This is a genomic window from uncultured Paracoccus sp. (assembly GCF_947496875.1).
GTDB lineage: Bacteria > Pseudomonadota > Alphaproteobacteria > Rhodobacterales > Rhodobacteraceae > Paracoccus.
This window is the reverse complement of record NZ_CANMEH010000005.1, coordinates 59190-77145: the sequence shown is the minus strand read 5'-3', so window position 1 is coordinate 77145 and position 17956 is coordinate 59190. Positions and strand designations below refer to the sequence as shown.

14 protein-coding genes and 2 tRNA genes are annotated in these 17956 nt (G+C 69.4%); 4 read left to right on the top strand and 12 right to left on the bottom strand.

The genetic code is table 11. The features are described from left to right. Positions 1 to 11: 11 nt before the first annotated feature. The 7 genes from fumC to Q0938_RS08270 all read right to left on the bottom strand — a co-directional run bounded on the left by fumC (position 12) and on the right by Q0938_RS08270 (position 6146). Positions 12 to 1406: a class II fumarate hydratase gene (fumC, locus tag Q0938_RS08300; protein ID WP_299360894.1), complete on the bottom strand. Its 1395-nt coding sequence runs from the start codon at positions 1404 to 1406 to the stop codon at positions 12 to 14. A 115-nt stretch (positions 1407 to 1521) separates the two neighbouring features. Beyond that, positions 1522 to 1998, bottom strand: a complete 477-nt coding sequence (locus tag Q0938_RS08295) for a ClpXP protease specificity-enhancing factor SspB (protein ID WP_299360892.1) — start codon at positions 1996 to 1998, stop codon at positions 1522 to 1524. 118 nt (positions 1999 to 2116) lie between these two features. Continuing rightward, a tRNA-Asp gene (locus tag Q0938_RS08290) sits at positions 2117 to 2193 on the bottom strand. Positions 2194 to 2219: 26 nt separating this feature from the next. After that, positions 2220 to 2296, bottom strand: a tRNA-Asp gene (locus Q0938_RS08285). 207 nt (positions 2297 to 2503) lie between these two features. Next, entirely contained in the window at positions 2504 to 3796 is a 1293-nt protein-coding gene (locus tag Q0938_RS08280) for a PRC-barrel domain-containing protein (RefSeq protein WP_299360890.1), read from the bottom strand. 149 nt (positions 3797 to 3945) lie between these two features. Beyond that, positions 3946 to 4947, bottom strand: coding sequence for a PRC-barrel domain-containing protein (locus Q0938_RS08275; protein WP_299360888.1), 1002 nt, complete (start codon positions 4945 to 4947; stop codon positions 3946 to 3948). 110 nt (positions 4948 to 5057) lie between these two features. Continuing rightward, positions 5058 to 6146, bottom strand: coding sequence for an anhydro-N-acetylmuramic acid kinase (locus tag Q0938_RS08270; protein ID WP_299361159.1), 1089 nt, complete (start codon positions 6144 to 6146; stop codon positions 5058 to 5060). 73 nt (positions 6147 to 6219) lie between these two features. Between Q0938_RS08270 and tyrS the strand changes: the two genes are divergently transcribed. The 3 genes from tyrS to Q0938_RS08255 all read left to right on the top strand — a co-directional run bounded on the left by tyrS (position 6220) and on the right by Q0938_RS08255 (position 9372). Further along, on the top strand, positions 6220 to 7473 hold the full coding sequence (gene tyrS, locus Q0938_RS08265; protein WP_299360887.1) for a tyrosine--tRNA ligase: 1254 nt from the start codon (positions 6220 to 6222) through the stop codon (positions 7471 to 7473). A gap of 225 nt (positions 7474 to 7698) precedes the next feature. Continuing rightward, positions 7699 to 8643, top strand: a complete 945-nt coding sequence (locus tag Q0938_RS08260; protein WP_299360886.1) for a pseudouridine-5'-phosphate glycosidase — start codon at positions 7699 to 7701, stop codon at positions 8641 to 8643. Positions 8644 to 8676: 33 nt separating this feature from the next. Continuing rightward, positions 8677 to 9372 (top strand): DUF502 domain-containing protein, encoded by a 696-nt coding sequence (locus Q0938_RS08255; RefSeq protein WP_299360885.1) that lies wholly within the window; start codon positions 8677 to 8679, stop codon positions 9370 to 9372. 39 nt (positions 9373 to 9411) lie between these two features. On the opposite strand, the gene Q0938_RS08250 is transcribed toward Q0938_RS08255, so the two are convergent. The 5 genes from Q0938_RS08250 to Q0938_RS08230 form a co-directional block, all read right to left on the bottom strand. Further along, the gene (locus Q0938_RS08250; protein WP_299360883.1) at positions 9412 to 10458 is read right to left on the bottom strand and encodes a patatin-like phospholipase family protein; all 1047 of its coding nucleotides are present in this window, start codon (positions 10456 to 10458) and stop codon (positions 9412 to 9414) included. A 220-nt stretch (positions 10459 to 10678) separates the two neighbouring features. After that, positions 10679 to 11806 carry a peptide chain release factor 2 gene (prfB, locus tag Q0938_RS08245; RefSeq protein WP_299360882.1) on the bottom strand — a complete coding sequence of 376 codons (1128 nt, stop codon included), beginning with the start codon at positions 11804 to 11806 and terminating at the stop codon, positions 10679 to 10681. A gap of 108 nt (positions 11807 to 11914) precedes the next feature. Then, on the bottom strand, positions 11915 to 14467 hold the full coding sequence (locus Q0938_RS08240) for a penicillin-binding protein 1A (RefSeq protein WP_299360880.1): 2553 nt from the start codon (positions 14465 to 14467) through the stop codon (positions 11915 to 11917). Between the two features lie 72 nt (positions 14468 to 14539). Beyond that, complete coding sequence (locus Q0938_RS08235) at positions 14540 to 15889, bottom strand: N-acetylmuramoyl-L-alanine amidase (RefSeq protein WP_299360878.1); 1350 nt, start codon at positions 15887 to 15889, stop codon at positions 14540 to 14542. Beyond that, positions 15889 to 17025, bottom strand: a complete 1137-nt coding sequence (locus Q0938_RS08230) for an aminotransferase class I/II-fold pyridoxal phosphate-dependent enzyme (RefSeq protein ID WP_299360876.1) — start codon at positions 17023 to 17025, stop codon at positions 15889 to 15891. Before Q0938_RS08230 ends, Q0938_RS08235 begins: the two co-directional genes overlap by 1 nt. A 133-nt stretch (positions 17026 to 17158) precedes the next feature. Between Q0938_RS08230 and Q0938_RS08225 the strand changes: the two genes are divergently transcribed. Then, positions 17159 to 17923 carry a DsbA family protein gene (locus Q0938_RS08225; protein ID WP_299360874.1) on the top strand — a complete coding sequence of 255 codons (765 nt, stop codon included), beginning with the start codon at positions 17159 to 17161 and terminating at the stop codon, positions 17921 to 17923. Positions 17924 to 17956 lie beyond the last annotated feature (33 nt).

Genomic DNA, 17956 nt, shown 5'->3' with positions numbered 1-17956 from the left:
CGCTCCGCCTCTCAGTCCTCGGGCCCGATCATCAGTTCGGGCCGGACCACGCGGTCGAACTCCTCCTCGGACACCAGGCCCAGGCGCACCGCCTCCTCGCGCAGGGTGGTGCCGTTCCTGTGTGCCGTCTTGGCGACCTTGGTGGCGTTGTCATAGCCGATGGTGGGGGCGAGCGCCGTCACCAGCATCAGGCTTTCCTTCATCAGTTTTTCGATCCGCGCGGTGTTCGCCTGCGTTCCCACCACCATGTTGTCAGTGAACGACCCGGCCGCGTCGCCCAGCAGCTGCATGGATTGCAGCACGTTGTAGGACATCATCGGGTTATAGACGTTCAGCTCGAAATGGCCCTGGCTTCCGGCGAACCCGACCGCCGCGTCGTTGCCCATCACATGCGCGCAGACCATGGTCAGCGCCTCGGCCTGGGTCGGGTTGACCTTGCCAGGCATGATCGACGACCCCGGCTCGTTCTCGGGCAGGATCAGCTCGCCCAGCCCGGACCGCGGGCCCGACCCCAGCAGCCGCAGGTCGTTGGCGATCTTGAACAGGCTGGCCGCCACCGTCTTCAGCGCGCCGGAAAAGAACACCATCGCGTCATGGGCGGCCAGCGCCTCGAACTTGTTGGGCGCGGTGACGAACGGCAGGTCGGTGATCTGCGCGATCTCGGCCGCGATGGCGGTATCCCAGCCCTTTTTCGTGTTCAGCCCGGTGCCAACGGCGGTGCCGCCCTGCGCCAGTTCGTAGATCTGCGGCAGGCACAGCCGCACCCGCTCGATCCCCATGCGGACCTGATGGGCGTAGCCGGAAAATTCCTGCCCCAGCGTCAGCGGCGTCGCGTCCTGCGTATGGGTCCGGCCGATCTTGATGATGTCGCGGAACTCGTGGCTCTTCGCCTCCAGCGCGGCGGCCAGCTTGTCCAGCCCGGGCAGCAGCGTGTCGCGCGCCATCATCCCGATCGCCACGTGCATCGCGGTCGGGAAGGTGTCGTTGGACGACTGGCCCATGTTGACGTGATCGTTCGGGTGGACGGGCGTCTTGCTGCCCATCTCGCCGCCTAGGATCTCGATGGCCCGGTTCGAGATCACCTCGTTGGCGTTCATGTTCGACTGGGTGCCCGACCCGGTCTGCCAGACGACCAGCGGAAAGTTGTCGTCAAAGCGGCCGGCCACGACCTCGGATGCGGCCTGCACCATCGCCTCGCCCAGGCGCCGGTCCAGCTTGCCGGTCGCCATGTTCACCTGCGCGGCGGCCTGCTTGATCACGCCCAGGGCCCGGATGATCACGACGGGCTGACGCTCCCACCCGATCGGGAAGTTCTGGATCGAGCGCTGGGTCTGAGCGCCCCAGTACTTGTCAGCCGGCACCTCGAGCGGGCCGAAGCTGTCGGTTTCGGTGCGGGTGTCGGTCATGGCAGGTCCCCTCGTGCGCGGTTTCCCGCGTTCTAGGTCCCCGCCCGGAAATTGGCAATCGACCGGCGTCCGGCAGGACCGGGAACGGGCCCGGGTGACTCGTCCGGTGGGCGGGCTATTTCCGCCACTTGTCCAGGCTGACGACCTCTGCCCCGCCCTCGGGCGGCGGGCTTTCGGCCTCGGCCGCGGCAGCAGCCTCGGGCGCTTCCTCGGGCCCGTCCTCGTCATCGTCGTCCGATTCCTGCGTCTCGAAGCGCAGGCCGAACTCGACCGACGGGTCGACAAAGGTGCGGATCGCGTCGAACGGGATGACCATCGGTTCGGGCGTGTTGCCGAAGTTCAGGGTGATCGTGAACGCGTCGTCCCGGACCTCCAGGTTCTCGAACCAGTGCTGGATGACGATGGTCATCTCCTCGGGATAGCGCTCGCGCAGCCAGTCGGCCATCTGCACGCCCTCGTCCCGGGTGTCGAAGGTGATGAAGAAATGATGCTCGCCCGGCAGCCCGTTTTCCGCGACACCCTGCAGGACGTCGGCGATCAGCCCCAGCATCGCCCGGTGCATCATGCCGCCAAAATCGATCTCGCCCGACATCGCTGATCCTCATCCCTCGTGGGGTTCACCATAGGCATATGGTCCCGGTTGAAAAGACCCGGGCCATTGGAAATACGGTGATTGTGGAAGGTGGTGACTGTTAAGGTGCAGTGGTGGATGGCGCGGTTGACGGGGCTCGAACCCGCGACCCCCGGCGTGACAGGCCGGTACTCTAACCAACTGAGCTACAACCGCGCATCGACGCGACTGGCATGAGGTGGTGGCGCGGTTGACGGGGCTCGAACCCGCGACCCCCGGCGTGACAGGCCGGTACTCTAACCAACTGAGCTACAACCGCAGACCACCTCCGACGCCAGCCGGAGTGCCGGGGGTTTACGCAGCGGGGAACCGGGCGTCAAGCGGATTGCGGCGGCCCCGCCAAGAAACGTGCCCGGCGGGAAGTTCACGCTGCGCGGCCGCCCGAAACGCAAAAGACCCCGCACGCGGCGGGGTCCCTTGGTCTTCTCATCCGCGCCGTGTGGCGCGCCGGATTACCGGGCAGCCGTCACTCGGCGGCTTCGTATTCCGGCAGGTTCTGGACCTGGTCGGCGGTGGTGCCGACATAGGCACGCAGGTCCGACCCGTCCTCGCGGCGCTGCAGCGACACCTGGTCGAACGGGTAGGCGACGTCGCGCTCACCGATCCCCAGGAAGCCGCCGACACCGACCACGACCTGCTCGACGTCACCCGACGCGCTCACGACGACGTCGTTGATGTCGCCGATCTGCTCGTCGCCGGCCGCATAGACCGGGGCGCCCTGCAGTTCCTCGGCCGTGACTTCGCCAGCCGGCACAGCTGCATAGCCTTCGCGGACGACGACGTCGGTAGCCATCACGGGGGTCACGACGACCGCCGCGGGATCAGCGTCGGCATCGACCTCGGCATCAGCCGCGGCTTCGGTCGTCGCCGCAGTGTCGGCCGCGGGCATCGCCGTGTCGGTCTGACCCTGCACGTCCACCACAGGTTCCTGCGTCTGGACATCCACCTGGGCCTCGCCCGCCTCGGTCACGTTGACGGTCGGCTCGGCCTCGGTCACGCTGACCTGCGCCTCGCCGGTTTCCTCGACGGTAACGGCGGCTTCGTTCTGCCGGATTTCCACCTGGGCGGATTCGGCCCGGGCGACGTTCACCTGCGGCTCGGCCTCGGTCACGTTGACCTCGGCTTCGGCGCTTTCGATCGCCACCTGCGGCTCGGGGTTGATGAACCGGACGGTGGGCTCGGGCGTGTCGACCGTGACGATCGGCTGCGCGTCGGCGATCGTGACTTCCGGGTCGGGCAGCGACACCGACACGATCGGCTGCGGGATGTTGACCTGAACGGTCGGCTCCGCCTGCGTCACGGTGATGGTCGGGGCGCACTGCTCGACATTCACCTGCGGCGGGGCCTGGGTGACCGTCACCGTCGGCTCGGGCTGTTCCACCGTCACTTCCGGGGAAGCCTGGCGCACGCTGACCTCGGGCTGGGGCACCTCGACATTCACCGTCGGCTCTTCCTGCTCGACGACGACCTGACCGCCGCCGGCGACGCCCATCGTGCTGGTCGCACCCGCCGTGGCATCCGCTTCGGTGGTCTCGGTGGCCTCGGTGTCGGTCGCGGTCACATCGGTGGTCGCGGTAACGTCGGTGGTCGCGGTGGTGTCGGTCGCCGCCGCGTCGGTCGTGGCGGTGGCGCCGGGCGCGGCCACATCCGCAGTCGCGGGATCGGCAGCGGTGCCATCCGCCGGGGCGGTCGCCTGCGCGAACGCGCCCGATGCAACGAAGGACAGAACGGCAGCCGTCCCAAGCAATTGCTTCAGCATGGAAATACCTCTTCTATTGGATCAGTACAGGCCCGTCGTTCGGGTGAGGACCTTCGGGGGTCCAACGGGTCAGGGATGGAATCGTTCCCCCGAAATGCGAAGGGGCGCGGATCACCGCGCCCCCTCTACTTCAAATTCTTCCCAACCGATTACCGGATGACGGTCGCGGTGTCGAAGTCCGGCAGCGCTTCCAACTCTTCGCGGGTGTAGTTGGTCGCGTAGAACATGTCGTCATTGATCCGGACCAGGTTCAGCGCGTTCTTGCCCAGCAGGACCTGCTTGGCACCGATCCCCAGGAACCCGCCGATGTCGGCGATGTAACCCACCAGGTTGCCCGACGCGTCGAACACCAGGTCGTCGACCTTGGCGATGTCGGTCCATTCGGCCGGGCGCTCCGTCAGGTCGGCGGTCGAGGCCCATTCCGTCGTGGACGGCTGGTTGGTGGTGAAGATCCGGCGGTTCATGATGGCGGAACCCAGCATGCCGGGATTGTCGGCGCTCAGCACCGGCGCATCCACGTCGGGCGCCGCGACCGGGGCCGCTGCCACGTCGGCGCGCTGCTCGGCTTCGCCGACGACCGAAGCCGAACCGTCGGTCGGAACCACGGTGGTCGTGGTCTCGGTGTCGGTGGTCTCGGTGTCCGTGGTGGTGGTCACGTCGGTGGTGGTCACGTCGGCCGCGGTGTCCGCCTCGGTGGTGGTGGTGTCAGTCGTCACGTCGGTGGTGGTCGTCGTGGTCGCGTCGGCGGCAGGCGCGGCGCCGTCGGTGGTGGTCACCGTGGTGTCGGTGGTCGTCTCGGCCTCGGCATCGTCGGTGCCGGCCGTCACCGCGGCGTCGGTCGCGCCCTCGGCCCGATCGGCCGCACCTTCGGCCGCGTCGGCCGCATCCTCGGCGGCATCTTCGGGCGAGGTGGTCACCGACTCGTCCACAGTGTCGCCGGCCGAATCCAGCGCGTCCTCGGCGCCGTCGGCCGCATCTTCCATGACGTCGCCGGTCGCCTGCGCCGCATCCCCCACGCCCTCGGCCGCGCTTTCGGCGGCGTTCTCGACCGGCGTGTCGGTGTCGGTCGTGGTGGTGGTGGTCGCCGTCTGGGCGAATGCAAAGCCGGTCAGCGCCAGCGACGAGGTAGCAGCAAGAAGCAGAGCTTTCATGGACTTGTCCTTTCACGTTCGTCGGGCAGCACCGGCCACCCGCGTCGAAGCTGCAACTCGCGACACACGCCCCGCGTTCCCGACGGGTTGAACAAAGGTCGTCCGGCCGCTCAGCGCGGCGGGCTGATCCGCCCGCCGCAGACCGGCGCCGGGGCGCCGGTGGTGCCCGGCGCCGAGGTCGGCAGCCCGCGCAGCACCCGCACCGCCAGCCACCCGAAGGCCTGCGCCTCCAGCAGGTCGCCGTCCAGCCCGACCGCCTCGACCGGCCGCACCGGCAGGCCGGTCCGCGCCGCCAGCGCCGCCATCATCGTCGGGTTGTGCCGGCCGCCGCCGCAGACCAGCAGCACGGCCGGCCGCGCCGGCAGCCAGCGCAGTCCGTCCGCGACCGCGGCCGCCGCGGCATGGGTCAGGGTTGCCGCCGCGTCCGCATCGGCCAGCCCCGCGACATCGGCGACCAGCCCGGCCCAGCCGTCCCGATCCAGCGACTTGGGCGGCCGCCGGTCAAAGAAGTCCGCGCGCAGGAACCTCTCCAGAACCGCCCGGTCCGGCTGCCCCCGCGCGGCCAGCGCCCCGTCCTCGTCCCGCGCCGCGCCGGACCGGGCCCGCATCAGGTCGTTCAGCGGCGCGTTCGCGGGGCCGGTGTCGAACGCCAGGCAGGCATCCTGCGGCAGCTCGATGCGCGGATCGGTCCAGGTCAGGTTGCCGACCCCGCCCAGGTTCAGGAACGCCACAGGCGCTGCGTCCATCCGCCCCTGCGCCACCGCCCACCTCGCCAGCGCATGGTGAAAGAACGGCGCCAGCGGCGCCCCCTGCCCGCCCCGCCGCACGTCCTCGGTCCGGAAATCCCACACGACGCGCCGCCCGGTCCGCCGCGCCAGCCGCCAGCCCGCGCCGGCCTGGTGGGTGCCGCGCCCGCCGGGGTCATGGGCCAGGGTCTGGCCGTGGAACCCGATCACCTGCGCCTGCGGGAAGGACGCGGCCAGCGCCGCATGGGCGGCCACGGTCAGGTCGGCCGCCGCCTCCACCCCCGGCTCGTCGGGCCAGCCGCCCAGCGCCGCGTGCAGCACGCCGGACTCGTTCCCGGAATAGGGGCGGTATCCGCCCGGGCCGAACCCGGCAATCGTCTCGCCGTCGGTGTCGACCAGCGCCGCGTCCACCCCGTCCAGCGAGGTGCCCGACATCATCCCCAGCGCCAGCATCGTCACCCGCCCCCGGCCGCTTTTCCTCGCGTCGCCCCCCCTGTATAGCCACCGGGACAGAAGGAAAATGCCGATGACCTATCGCCCGAAATCCGAGTTCCTGGGCATCATGATCCAGCGCGGCTACCTGGCCGACTGCACCGATCTGCAGGCCCTGGACGAGGCGCTGATCCAGGGTCCGGTCACCGCCTATATCGGCTATGACGCGACCGCGCCGTCGCTGCATGTGGGCCACCTGCTGAACATCATGATGCTGCGCTGGTGGCAGAAGACCGGCAACCGCCCGATCACCCTGATGGGCGGCGGCACCACCAAGGTGGGCGACCCGTCATTCCGCGAAAGCGAACGGCCGCTGCTGTCGCCGGCCCAGATCGACGCCAACATCGCCGGCATGCAGCGGGTCTTTGCCAGCTATCTGTCCTATGGCGACGGCCCGACCGAGGCCACGATGGTCAACAACGCCGAGTGGCTGGACGACCTCAGGTACCTCGACTTCCTGCGCGACATCGGCCGGCATTTCTCGGTCAACCGGATGCTCAGCTTCGAAAGCGTCAAGTCGCGGCTGGACCGGGAACAGAGCCTGTCGTTCCTGGAATTCAACTACATGATCCTGCAGGCCTACGATTTCACCGAACTGTATCGCCGCTACGGCTGCCGGCTGCAGATGGGCGGATCGGACCAGTGGGGCAACATCGTCAACGGCATCGACCTGGGCCGCCGGGTCGACGACGCAGAGCTGTGGGGCCTGACCTCGCCGCTGCTGACCACCAGCGACGGCCGCAAGATGGGCAAGAGCCAGGGCGGCGCCGTGTGGCTGTCGGCCGAGATCCTGTCGCCGTTCGAGTTCTGGCAGTTCTGGCGCAACAGCACCGACGCGGATGTCGGCCGGTTCCTGAAGCTCTACACCGAGCTGCCGGTCGAGGAATGCGACCGCCTCGGCGCCCTGCAGGGGGCCGAGATCAACGCGGCCAAGGTGATCCTGGCCAACGCCGTCACCACCCTGTTGCACGGGGCCGACGCCGCCGCCCGGGCCGAGGCGACGGCGCGAGAGGTGTTCGAACAGGGCGGCAGCGGCGGCGACCTGGAAGAGGCGCGGCTGCCCGCCACCGCCTTTGCCGACGGCACGCTGACCGTGCAGCAGGCGCTGGTCCAGTCCGGGCTGACCGCCTCGGGCAAGGAAGCCAAGCGGCTGATCGCCGAGGGCGGGCTGCGGCTGGACAACGAGCCGGTGACCGACCCCCAGCAGACCCTGACCCCGAGCCAGGTAGGCGACGGCATCAAGGTGTCGATCGGGCGCAAGAAACACCGGATGCTGCGGATTGGGTGACCCCGCCGCGCACGCGCCGGACCGGGTGCTGACCGCCACCCCGCCCGCTGTTCCCGGGGCTCGGGTCACCGGCCCGGCCGACTGCTTCCTCGCGGCGCATTTGATGGCTGAACGCGGCTGCGCCGACCCGGTCACTGCACCGCAGGCCGCAGTGGCCGCCGCAGCCGCCCACGTCGCCAGTTGTGACGCCGCCAGACCTGCCCCCGCCCTCACCGGAGCGCCGACATGACCGATCCGCATGTTCCCCAGCCCGACCTGCCGCCGCTGCCGCTGGTCTTCACCCGTGACGTCCGCGCCGCGCTGGACGCGGGCCGGGCGGTCGTGGCGCTGGAATCGACGATCATCACCCATGGCATGCCCTATCCGCAGAACCTGCAGATGGCCCGCGACGTGGAAGCAGCCGTGCGCGACGCAGGCGCGGTGCCCGCCACCATCGCGGTGATCGACGGGCAGATCCGCATCGGCCTGGACGACGCCGCGCTGGACGATCTGGCCGGCCGCCCGGGCGACGACGTGATGAAGCTCAGCCGCGCCGACCTGGCCGTCTGCATCGCCACCGGCGGCACCGGGGCGACCACCGTCGCCGCCACCATGATCTGCGCCGCCCGTGCCGGCATCCGGGTGTTCGCCACCGGCGGCATTGGCGGGGTGCATCGCGGCGTCGAGCAGACCATGGACGTGTCGGCGGACCTTTACGAGCTGGCCCAGACCGCGGTGACGGTCGTGTCGGCCGGGGCCAAGGCGATCCTCGACCTGCCGCGCACCCTCGAATTGCTGGAAACCCTGGGGGTGCCGGTGATCGCGGTGGGCCAGGACGACCTGCCCGCGTTCTGGAGCCGGGAGTCCGGCCTGCCCGCGCCGCTGCGGCTGGACGACCCGGCGCAGATCGCGGCCGCCGCCCGGATGCGCCGCGCCCTCGGCCTGCCCGGGGGCCAGCTGGTGGTGAACCCGATCCCGGCCGAGGCGGAAATCCCGCGCGACCAGATCATGCCGCTGGTCGACCAAGCGCTGGCCGAGGCGGCGGCGCAGGGCATCGCGGCCAAGGCGGTGACGCCGTTCCTGCTGGACCGCATCTTTGCCCTGACCGCCGGCCGGTCGCTGGACGCCAACATCGCGCTGGTCCTGTCGAATGCGCGACTGGCGGCCCGGATCGCTGCTGCCGGGGCTTGACCCCGCGCCGCGTCCGGACAAGCTGCACGCGACATGCGAACCTCGGACGACATCCCGCCGTTGAGCCCGCGCCGCCGCCCGCGCGGGCCGCGACGCACCCAGCTCGGCACGCTGCGCGCCTCGTTCCTGACCGGGCTGGCGGTGATGCTGCCGATCGCGCTGACGGTCTGGCTGTTCTGGTCGCTGACCGGCTGGATGGACAGCTGGGTGCTGCCGATGGTGCCGATGCGCTGGCACCCCGAAACCTGGCTGGGGGTGAACCCGCGCGGGGTCGGGGTCATCATCTTCCTGCTGTTCACCGTCATCGTCGGCTGGATCGCCAAGGGGTTCATCGGCCGGTCGCTGATCCGCAGTGGCGAACGGCTTCTGGACCGGGTGCCGATCGTGCGCAGCGTCTATGGCGGGCTCAAGCAGATCTCGGAAACCCTGCTCAGCCAAGGGGACGAGAAATTCGACAACGCCTGCCTCGTGGAATACCCGCGCAAGGGCGTGTGGGGGGTGGGCTTCGTCGCCGGCCCGGCCAAGGGCGAGATCGCCGCCCTGGGAACCCCGGACAACCGGATCATGGCAGTGTTCGTGCCGACCACCCCCAACCCCACCTCGGGGTTCCTGCTGTATGTGCCCGAGCTGGACCTGACCTATCTCGAGATGGGGGTCGAGGATGCGGCCAAGCTGATCATATCGGGCGGGCTGGTCTATCCGTCCTCTGCCCCCGCCGACCCGCCGTAGCCGGGCGGCAGGAAGCGGTCACCGCCCTGCGGCAGCCGCTCAGCCGTACAGCCGCGGCAGGTCGACGGTGTCCCGTACGCCAACCTGCTGCAGGTCGGTCGCGACGAACAGCTCGGCCGCCGCGCGCCCGGCCTCGAACATCCGGCGGACCAGCCCGGGCCCCGGCAGCACCTTGGTGCGCGCCCCCAGCTGGGTCATCAGCGCGTCATCCGCGATCATGTGGATCAGCGGCTCCTTCATGTTCCGCCCGGCCAGCCGCCCCTCGGCGGTCAGCCGCTTGACGAACTGGATGGCCCGCAATTCGCGCTGCAGCGAGGAATTGAAGCTGACCTCGTTGATCCGGTCCTGGATCTGGACCGGGGTGCGGGGCACGTCCTCGCGCTCGGTCGGGTTGATCGCGACGATCACGATGTCCCGCGGCAGGTCGGTGCCGAACAGCGGATACAGCGCCGGATTGCCGGAATAGCCCCCGTCCCAGTACGCCTCGGCGCGGCCGGTCGCCGGATCGACAATCTCGACCGCCTTGAACAGGGTGGGCAGGCAGGCCGACGCCATGATCGCGTCGGGCGTGACCTGCGGCCCGGAAAAGATGTGGACCCGGCCGGTCCGCACGTTGGTCGCCGTGACGAAGAACTGCGGCCCGCCGGACGCGTCCATGCCGGGATGCGGCATCTCCCGGATCACACGGGCCAGCGGGTTGACGTAGAACGGGCCGTAATCATACGGGCTGACGATCCGGTTCAGCCCCTCGAGCCAGGCGACCGGCGACACCATCTCGGCCCAGCGCTGCAGGCCGCGCGGCATCGGCATCAGGCTGGACATCCAGCGCACCACGCGGTTGTCGCTGAGCTGCGCGACATTGGTCCAGACATGCGCCAGGTTCTCGCGCGCCAGCAATCGCCCCTGCCACCCGTCGGCGGCGGCCATCCCGGCCTTGATCGCGGCCCCGTTCAGCGCCCCGGCCGAGGTGCCGCTGATCCCGGCGATGTCGATCTCGTCGCCCTCCAGCAGCCGGTCCAGCACCCCCCAGGAAAATGCCCCGTGCGCGCCGCCGCCCTGCAGGGCCAGGTTGACCGGTTTCGCCATCGACCTTCTCCGCTTGTCCCCGCGGCCTCGCCCATATCACCCGCAGGTTGTTCGGGGAACCGGGCAGCGAACGTTGCGCCAGCCGCCCGACACGGACCGGCCGCGCGGCGTGCAGCGGAACGGATCGTGAAAACTGCATGAAAACTGCATGAACATCGCACGATTTCGCGCACGTCCTGGGAGCGCCCCGAACGGCAACGTGCAACGGCGCTCCCGCTGGTCAGTCGCTGATATTGGCCTCGGCCCGGCTCTTGCCGGCGACGTCCAAGGCCAGCGTCGCCGCCATGAACGGGTCCAGGTCGCCGTCCAGCACGCCTTGGGTGTCGCTGGTCTCGACCCCGGTGCGCAGGTCCTTGACCATCTGGTATGGCTGCAGGACGTAGCTGCGGATCTGGTTGCCCCAACCGGCGTCGCCCTTTGCGTCATGGGCGGCGTTGATCGCGGCGTTCCGCTTGTCCAGCTCCATCTGGTACAGCCGCGCCCGCAGCGCATTCATCGCCGCCTCGCGGTTCTGGTGCTGCGATTTCATGGAACTGGTCACCACGATGTTGGTCGGCAGGTGGGTGATCCGCACCGCCGAGTCGGTGGTGTTCACATGCTGCCCGCCGGCGCCGGACGACCGATAGGTGTCGATGCGGATGTCGCTGGCGGGGATGTCGATCTCGATGTTCTCGTCGACCACCGGATAGACCCAGACCGAGCTGAACGAGGTGTGCCGCCGCGCGGCCGAATCGTAGGGGCTGATCCGCACCAGCCGGTGCACACCCGATTCCGACTTCAGCCAGCCATAGGCGTTCGGCCCGGAAATCTTGTAGGCGGCGCTGCGGATCCCGGCCTCTTCACCCGCGGTCTCGGACTGCAGCTCGACGGTATAGCCCTTCTTCTCGGCCCAGCGGACATACATCCGCGCCAGCATCGCGGCCCAGTCGCAGCTTTCGGTCCCGCCGGCGCCCGCGTTGATCTCCAGGAACGTGTCGTTGCCGTCGGCCTCGCCGTTCAGCAGCGCCTCCAGTTCCTTCTGCGCGGCCTCCTCGGCGATCGCCTTCAGGTTCGCCTCGGCCTCGGCGACCAGATCGGGGTCGCCCTCTGCCTCGGCCAGTTCGACCATCTCGGCATTCGCCTCCAGATCCGACGACAGGCGCTGATAGGTCGCGACGGCGTCCGACAGCATCTGCCGGTCGCGCATCAGCTTCTGCGCGCGCGTGGGATCGGACCACAGATCGCCATCCTCGATCATCGCGTTCATTTCTTCCAGCCGGTGCGGCGCGGTGTCCCAGTCCATCCGCTGGGCGAGCAGCCTCAGCGACTTGCGGATGGCATCGATGGAGTTCTGGGTTTCGGCACGCATGGCGGTCCCTCGGCGGCTGATCTGCGGGGCGGATCGGTCAAGGTCCGCGTGATACAGGGCAGGCGCGGCATGGGCAAGCGGCCCCGCCCCGCTGGCTGGCAGCCGGCGTCAGTACAGCCCGCCCGACGATATCGTCGCGGTGCTGGCCTTCTTGGGGATCACCTTCTTGCGGCCGGTCGAGGTGGTGACCGACCGCGCCGGCTCGTTGTCGCGCGCGACCTTGGGCAGCTTGTCGGGATCGACGCGCTGGAAGCCGCCATCCACGACCCGAGATATGGACGACCAGCTCGGGTCGGTGCCGTCCCGGAAATATTCGGCGATCACGTTCGGGCCGCTTGCCCCCGGCCCCAGGATCGCGCCGGAATGGCGGTCGATGTTGACGAAATGCCCGCCGGGCGGAACCTTGAAATCGGTCCCGCCATATTCCTTGACCGCCTGCCGCATGAAGGCGTTGAACACCGGCACGCACAGCGTTCCGCCATAGGCATCCCGCCCCAGGGAGCGCGGCGTGTCATAGCCCAGGTAGCACCCTGCCACCAGGTTCGAGGTATAGCCGATGAACCACACGTCCTTGGCATCGTTGGTGGTCCCCGTCTTGCCCGCCACGGGCACCGGCAGGCTGACGCCCTTGCCCGATCCGCGCTTGACCACGCCTTCCAGCATCGAGGTCAGCTGGTAGGCGGTCACCGCGTCCATCACCCGTTCCCGGTCCGAGGTGATCCGCGGTCCGACGCCGGGGGCCAGCGCCGGCTGGCCGCAGGTCTCGCAGACCCGGTTGTCGTGGCGATAGATGGTCCGGCCGAACCGGTCCTGCACCCTGTCGACCAGCGTCGGCTCCACCCGCTCGCCGCCATTGGCGAACATTGCGTAGGCTGCCACCATCTTGAACAGGGTGCTTTCCTGCGAACCCAGGCTGTTCGCCAGGAACGGCGACAGACGGTCGTAGACGCCGAAGCGCTCGGCATATTTGGCGACCGTCTCCATCCCGATGTCCTGGGCGATGCGGATGGTCATCAGGTTGCGGGACTGTTCGATGCCGGTGCGCAGCGGCGCCGGGCCATAGAACGTCCCGCTGGCGTTCTTGGGCGTCCACAGACCCTGCGGGGTGTTCACGGTGATCGGTTCGTCCGCGACGATCGTGGCCGGGGTGTAGTTGTTGTCGAGCGCCGCCGCATAGACGAACGGCTTGAAGGACGATCCCGGCTGCCGCTGGGCCTGCGTGGCCCGGTTGAACCCGGAGGATTCATAGGAAAACCCGCCCTGCATCGCGACCACCCGGCCGCTGTTCACGTCCATCGCCATGAACCCGCCTTGGACCAGCGGCACCTGGCGCAGCGTCCAGCGGATGAATTCGCCGGTTTCGTCGCTGGTCATCTCGCGCACCAGCACGACGTCGCCGCGCTCCAGCAGGTCGCCTGCAACCCGGGCCTGCGGGGCCCTTTCGGTGCCGGGCATCAGCTTGCGGGCCCATTGCACGTCACGCGCCGGGATCCAGTGCCCGTCCGCGTCATCCTCGATCCCCTCGATGCCGATCCGGGCGTCGGATTCGCCGATCTCCAGCACCACCGCGGGATACCATCCGTCGATGTCGCGGGGCACCTCGGCCGCTGCCAGGGCGGGGCGCCACGTGGCGGGCTCGTCCAGCAACTCGACCGGGACCGTGGCGCCGGTGCCGCGCCACAGCCCCAGATTGCGGTCATACTTCTCGAGGGCGTCCTGCAGGGACTTGGCGGCGATCTGCTGCAGTTGCGGATCGACCGTGGCGCGGATCGCCAGCCCGCCGGTAAAGAATTCCTCTTCTCCGAACTCGCGGCTCAGCTGCCGCCGGATCTCGTCCGTGAAGTAGTCGCGCGGCGGCAGCTGCTCGCGGAAAGCCGGAAAATCGCCATTCTGCACGGTACGCAGCGGCATCGCGTCCTCGCTGCGGAACGTCGCCTCGTCGATGAAGCCGTTCTGCCACATCTCGCGCAGCACGTAGCTGCGCCGTTCCAGGATCCGCTGCTTGTCGTTGACGACCGATCGGGACGGCGCCTGCGGCATCGCGGCCAGCATCGCCGCCTCGTGCGGGGCGAGCCGGTCCAGCTGCTTGTTGAAATAGGTCTGCGCCGCCGCCGCGACCCCGTAGCTGTTCTGACCCAGGAAGATCTCGTTCAGGTACAGTTCGAGGATCTTGTCCTTGGACAGGGTCTGTTCCAGCCGGGTCGCCAGGATCAGTTCCTTGCCCTTGCGTTCGACGCTGCGGTCGGACGACAGCAGAAAGTTCTTCATCACCTGCTGGGTGATCGTGGACGCGCCGCGCACGTTTTCGCCACCGGACCGCACCGCCTGCACGACGGCACCGGCCATGCCGCGCGGGTCGAACCCGCCATGGGCGTAAAAATTCTTGTCCTCAGCCGAGATGAAGGCCTGCTTGACCAGATCCGGGATTTCCTCGATCGGCTGGAACAGGCGGCGTTCCTGCGCAAATTCGTCGATCAGCCGCCCCTCGCGCGAATAGATCCGGCTGATCGTCTTGGGGGCGTAGCTCGCCAGCTGTTCATGGCTGGGCAGGTCGCGGCCGTACATCCACAGCACGCCGCCCAGGATCAGCGCAACGAACACCAGCCCGGTGACGAACCATGAAAAGATTGCACCGAAGAAGGACAGGATGAAACGCAGCACCGAAAGCCCGTGGAGCGAGAAACAGGGCGTCTCTATAGACGCGACGGGGCGAGCCGTCAAAACAACCTTGTGTCAGGGCAGCGCTTCGCCCTGCGGCATGGCGCCCCGCAAGGGGGGCCGGCCGGCGTCCTCCGCCTGCCAATTGGCGACCGCCCGAACCATCGCCGCGGCCATCCTGGCCCGCCAGGCGGGGTTGATCAGATTGGCCCGATCGAGCGGGTCGGACAGGAATCCCAGCTCGATCAGCACCGACGGAATGTCGGGTGACTTCAGCACCGAAAATGCCGCGCCCTGGACCGGGCGGCGGTGCATCCCGATGTCCGACAGCGCCAGTTCGCGCGACAGATGCGCGGCCAGCGCCTCGCTGCGGGGCTGGGTGCCGCCGCGCGCCAGGTCGATCAGGGCCCGGGTGATCTGGTCGTCGCTGCCCTCCAGGTCGACGCCCGCCAGCACGTCGTCGCGGTCATGCCGCGAGGCCAGTTCCCGTGCGGCCCGGTCGTTCGACTCCGGGTTCCAGACATAGATGGTGGCGCCCGCCGCCTGCCCGCGGGGCAGCATGTCGGCGTGCAGCGAGATGAACAGATCCGCCTGCACCCGCCGCGCCGCCGAGGCGCGCCGGTCCAGGGGGATGAACCGGTTGTCGCCGCGGGTCAGGCGGGCATCCATTCCTGCGGCGCGCATGGCCCCGGCGAGCTCGGTCGCAAAGCCCAGCATCAGCGCCGCCTCGGTCACCGTCCCGACCTGCGCGCCCGGATCGATGCCCCCATGTCCGGGGTCGATCACAACCCGCAGCCGGGCGTGGGGGCCGTTCGACGGTGCGACAGCCGCAGGCTCGGGCAGCCCGTGCAACGCACCCAGACGGTCGCGGCGCGGCGCGAAGTCGTCGGCCGCCACCGGGCGCAGCGCCAGCTCGATCGCGGCCGACCCGCGCTGCGAGCCCTGTCGTGCGCCGGCGCCGGTGATGGTGGGGCGCTCCAGCGCATAGGGTCCGGGCAGTTCGGCCACGATCCGCCCCCATCCGGGCAGGCCGGGTCCCCAGCGCAGGGCGGGGATCAGCTCCGCGCCGGGCAGCGCCGCGGCGTCGCTCGGCGGCAGCCCCAGCCCCTGCACCTCGACGACGAGACGCGGCGGGCCGTCGAGAAGATAGGCACGCCAGGGCGACCGAGCCCCGACCGCCAGCCGCATCGTCAGGGGGCGGGGTTTGCCCGTGTCATAGCCCTCGGCCGCGACCCATGACTGCGACGGGTTGAACTGCGCCACCCCGCCCGCTGCGGGCCCGTTCGTGCTGGCCGTCTGCGCGCGCAGCGGGCCCGCCCCGCCGAGCAAGGCTAGGAGCAGGACGAGTGCAAAGGCAGCGATGGTGGGAAGGAGATCGCCCCTGTGCCAGCGGGCTGCGTCCCGGCGCCACGTCTCCTGCGGCATCATCTGCCGGCCATGAACCGGGACAGCCGGTCCAGACCCTCTTCGATTTCCACAGTGGCCCGGGCATAGGACAGGCGCAGCGTCCGTCCGCCCCGCACCGGGTCGAAATCCAGCCCCGGGGTGACCGCCACCCCGGCCCGGTCCAGGATCTCCGCCGCCAGCGCGCGGCTGTCGTCGGTCAGTTCCGACACGTCGGCATAGATGTAGAACGCCCCGTCCGGCGGCGCGATGCGGTCGAGCCCGATCCGCGGCAGGCGATCCAGCATCAGTTGCCGGTTCGCGGCATAGACGGCCAGGTTCGCCTCGGCCTCGGCCGTCACATCCAGCGCGGCGAGCGCGGCGATCTGGCTGGCGTGGGGCGGGCAGATGAACATGTTCTGGGCAATCCGCTCGATCGTCCGGACCAGGTCGGGCGGCACCACCATCCAGCCGATCCGCCACCCGGTCATGCCGAAATATTTCGAGAAGCTGTTGACCACCACGACGTCATCGGTGACCTCCAGCGCGCTGACCGCCCGCGCCCCGTAGCTCAGCCCGTGATAGATCTCGTCCGAGATCAGCGCCGCATCGCGCACGGTAGCGGCCTGCGCAAGCGCCTGCAGCTGGTCGCGCCCCAGCATCGTCCCGGACGGGTTGCCGGGCGAGGCCAGGATGATCCCCTGGACGTCGTCCGGAATGTCGGCAGACACCGGCTGATAGCGGTTCTCGGGCGCGGTCGGCATCGGTACGGGATCCACGGACATCGCCCGCAGGATCTGCCGATAGCTGGGATAACCCGGCTCGCCCAGCGCGACCCGGTCGCCGGCGTCGAACAGCGCCGCAAAGGCCAGGATGAACGCGCCGGACGATCCCGCCGTGACGACCACCCGCCCCGGGTCCAGATCGACCCCGTACCAGCGACGATACAGATCGGCGATCCCCTGCCGCAGGGCCGGCAGGCCCAGCGCCACCGTATAGCCCAGCGGCTGGTCCAGCGCCGCCGCCAGCGCGTCCCGGGCAGCCTGCGGGGCGCCGACCGAGGGCTGGCCGACCTCCATGTGGATGATGTGGCGACCGGCGGCCTCGGCCGCGCGCGCGGCCTCCATCACGTCCATGACGATGAACGGATCGACCTGACCGCGCGTGGATCGTCGCATCTGCCTGCCCTTCCCGAGTGTGCGGGCCGCTTGTCGCCCGCGCGCCCCGCGCGGGTCAAGCTCACGCAGCTGTTGGGTTGCGCCTGTGCACGGGCCGGGCCAAGGTCCGCGCGTTGCCGTGAAAGGACCCGCCATGACCCGCCTGCTGACCGCCGCCCTGCTGGCTGCGACCGCCCTGCCGCTGTCGAGCCTGCCGGCCGCGGCCTTCGATCCCGCCAACATGAGCGAGTCGGAAAGCCAGGCCTTCGGGCAGGCGGTCCGCGACTATATCATGGCCAACCCCGAGGTTCTGATCGAGGCGGTGAACAGCCTGGAGGAGCGGCGGCTCAGCGAAGAGGTCGAGAACGACCGCGCCATGATCGCCGCCAACCAGGAGGCGATCTTCGATGACGGACATTCCTGGGTGGGCGGCAACCCCGATGGCGACCTGACCATGGTCGAGTTCGTCGACTACCGCTGCAGCGTCTGCCGGCGCGTCTACGAGGAGGTCGAGACGCTGGTGAAGGAGGACGGCAACATCCGCTTCGTCCTCAAGGAATTTCCGATCCTCGGGCAGGAAAGCGACCTGGCGTCCCGCTTTGCGATCGCCGTCAAGCAGACCGCCGGCATGGACATGTACAAGACGGTGCATGACCGCCTGATGACCCTGCGCGGCCCGGTGACGATGGAGTCGCTGTCGGCACTGGCCACGGATCTGGGGCTGGAGGCGGAGCCGCTGATCAACCGCATGAACACCGAGGAGGTCAGCGCCGAGATCCGCGAGAACGCGCAGCTTGCCGAGCGGATGCGGGTCATGGGCACGCCGACCTTCGTGGTCGGGACCGAGATGCTGCGCGGCGTGCCCGCGACCGGGCTGACCGGCGCGGTCGCCCATATCCGGGCCGAGGCCGAGGGCTGAGGCTACAACCCCGGCGGAAACCCAGGGCCGGCG

Excerpts from the sequence above, each read along its gene's own strand:
- fumC (WP_299360894.1), bottom strand. The coding sequence starts at position 1,406 with ATGACCGACACCCGCACCGAAACCGACAGCTTCGGCCCGCTCGAGGTG.
- Q0938_RS08295 (WP_299360892.1), bottom strand. The coding sequence starts at position 1,998 with ATGTCGGGCGAGATCGATTTTGGCGGCATGATGCACCGGGCGATGCTG.
- Q0938_RS08280 (WP_299360890.1), bottom strand. The coding sequence starts at position 3,796 with ATGCTGAAGCAATTGCTTGGGACGGCTGCCGTTCTGTCCTTCGTTGCA.
- Q0938_RS08275 (WP_299360888.1), bottom strand. The coding sequence starts at position 4,947 with ATGAAAGCTCTGCTTCTTGCTGCTACCTCGTCGCTGGCGCTGACCGGC.
- Q0938_RS08270 (WP_299361159.1), bottom strand. The coding sequence starts at position 6,146 with ATGCTGGCGCTGGGGATGATGTCGGGCACCTCGCTGGACGGGGTGGAC.
- tyrS (WP_299360887.1), top strand. The coding sequence starts at position 6,220 with ATGACCTATCGCCCGAAATCCGAGTTCCTGGGCATCATGATCCAGCGC.
- Q0938_RS08260 (WP_299360886.1), top strand. The coding sequence starts at position 7,699 with ATGACCGATCCGCATGTTCCCCAGCCCGACCTGCCGCCGCTGCCGCTG.
- Q0938_RS08255 (WP_299360885.1), top strand. The coding sequence starts at position 8,677 with ATGCGAACCTCGGACGACATCCCGCCGTTGAGCCCGCGCCGCCGCCCG.
- Q0938_RS08250 (WP_299360883.1), bottom strand. The coding sequence starts at position 10,458 with ATGGCGAAACCGGTCAACCTGGCCCTGCAGGGCGGCGGCGCGCACGGG.
- prfB (WP_299360882.1), bottom strand. The coding sequence starts at position 11,806 with ATGCGTGCCGAAACCCAGAACTCCATCGATGCCATCCGCAAGTCGCTG.
- Q0938_RS08235 (WP_299360878.1), bottom strand. The coding sequence starts at position 15,889 with ATGCCGCAGGAGACGTGGCGCCGGGACGCAGCCCGCTGGCACAGGGGC.
- Q0938_RS08230 (WP_299360876.1), bottom strand. The coding sequence starts at position 17,025 with ATGCGACGATCCACGCGCGGTCAGGTCGATCCGTTCATCGTCATGGAC.
- Q0938_RS08225 (WP_299360874.1), top strand. The coding sequence starts at position 17,159 with ATGACCCGCCTGCTGACCGCCGCCCTGCTGGCTGCGACCGCCCTGCCG.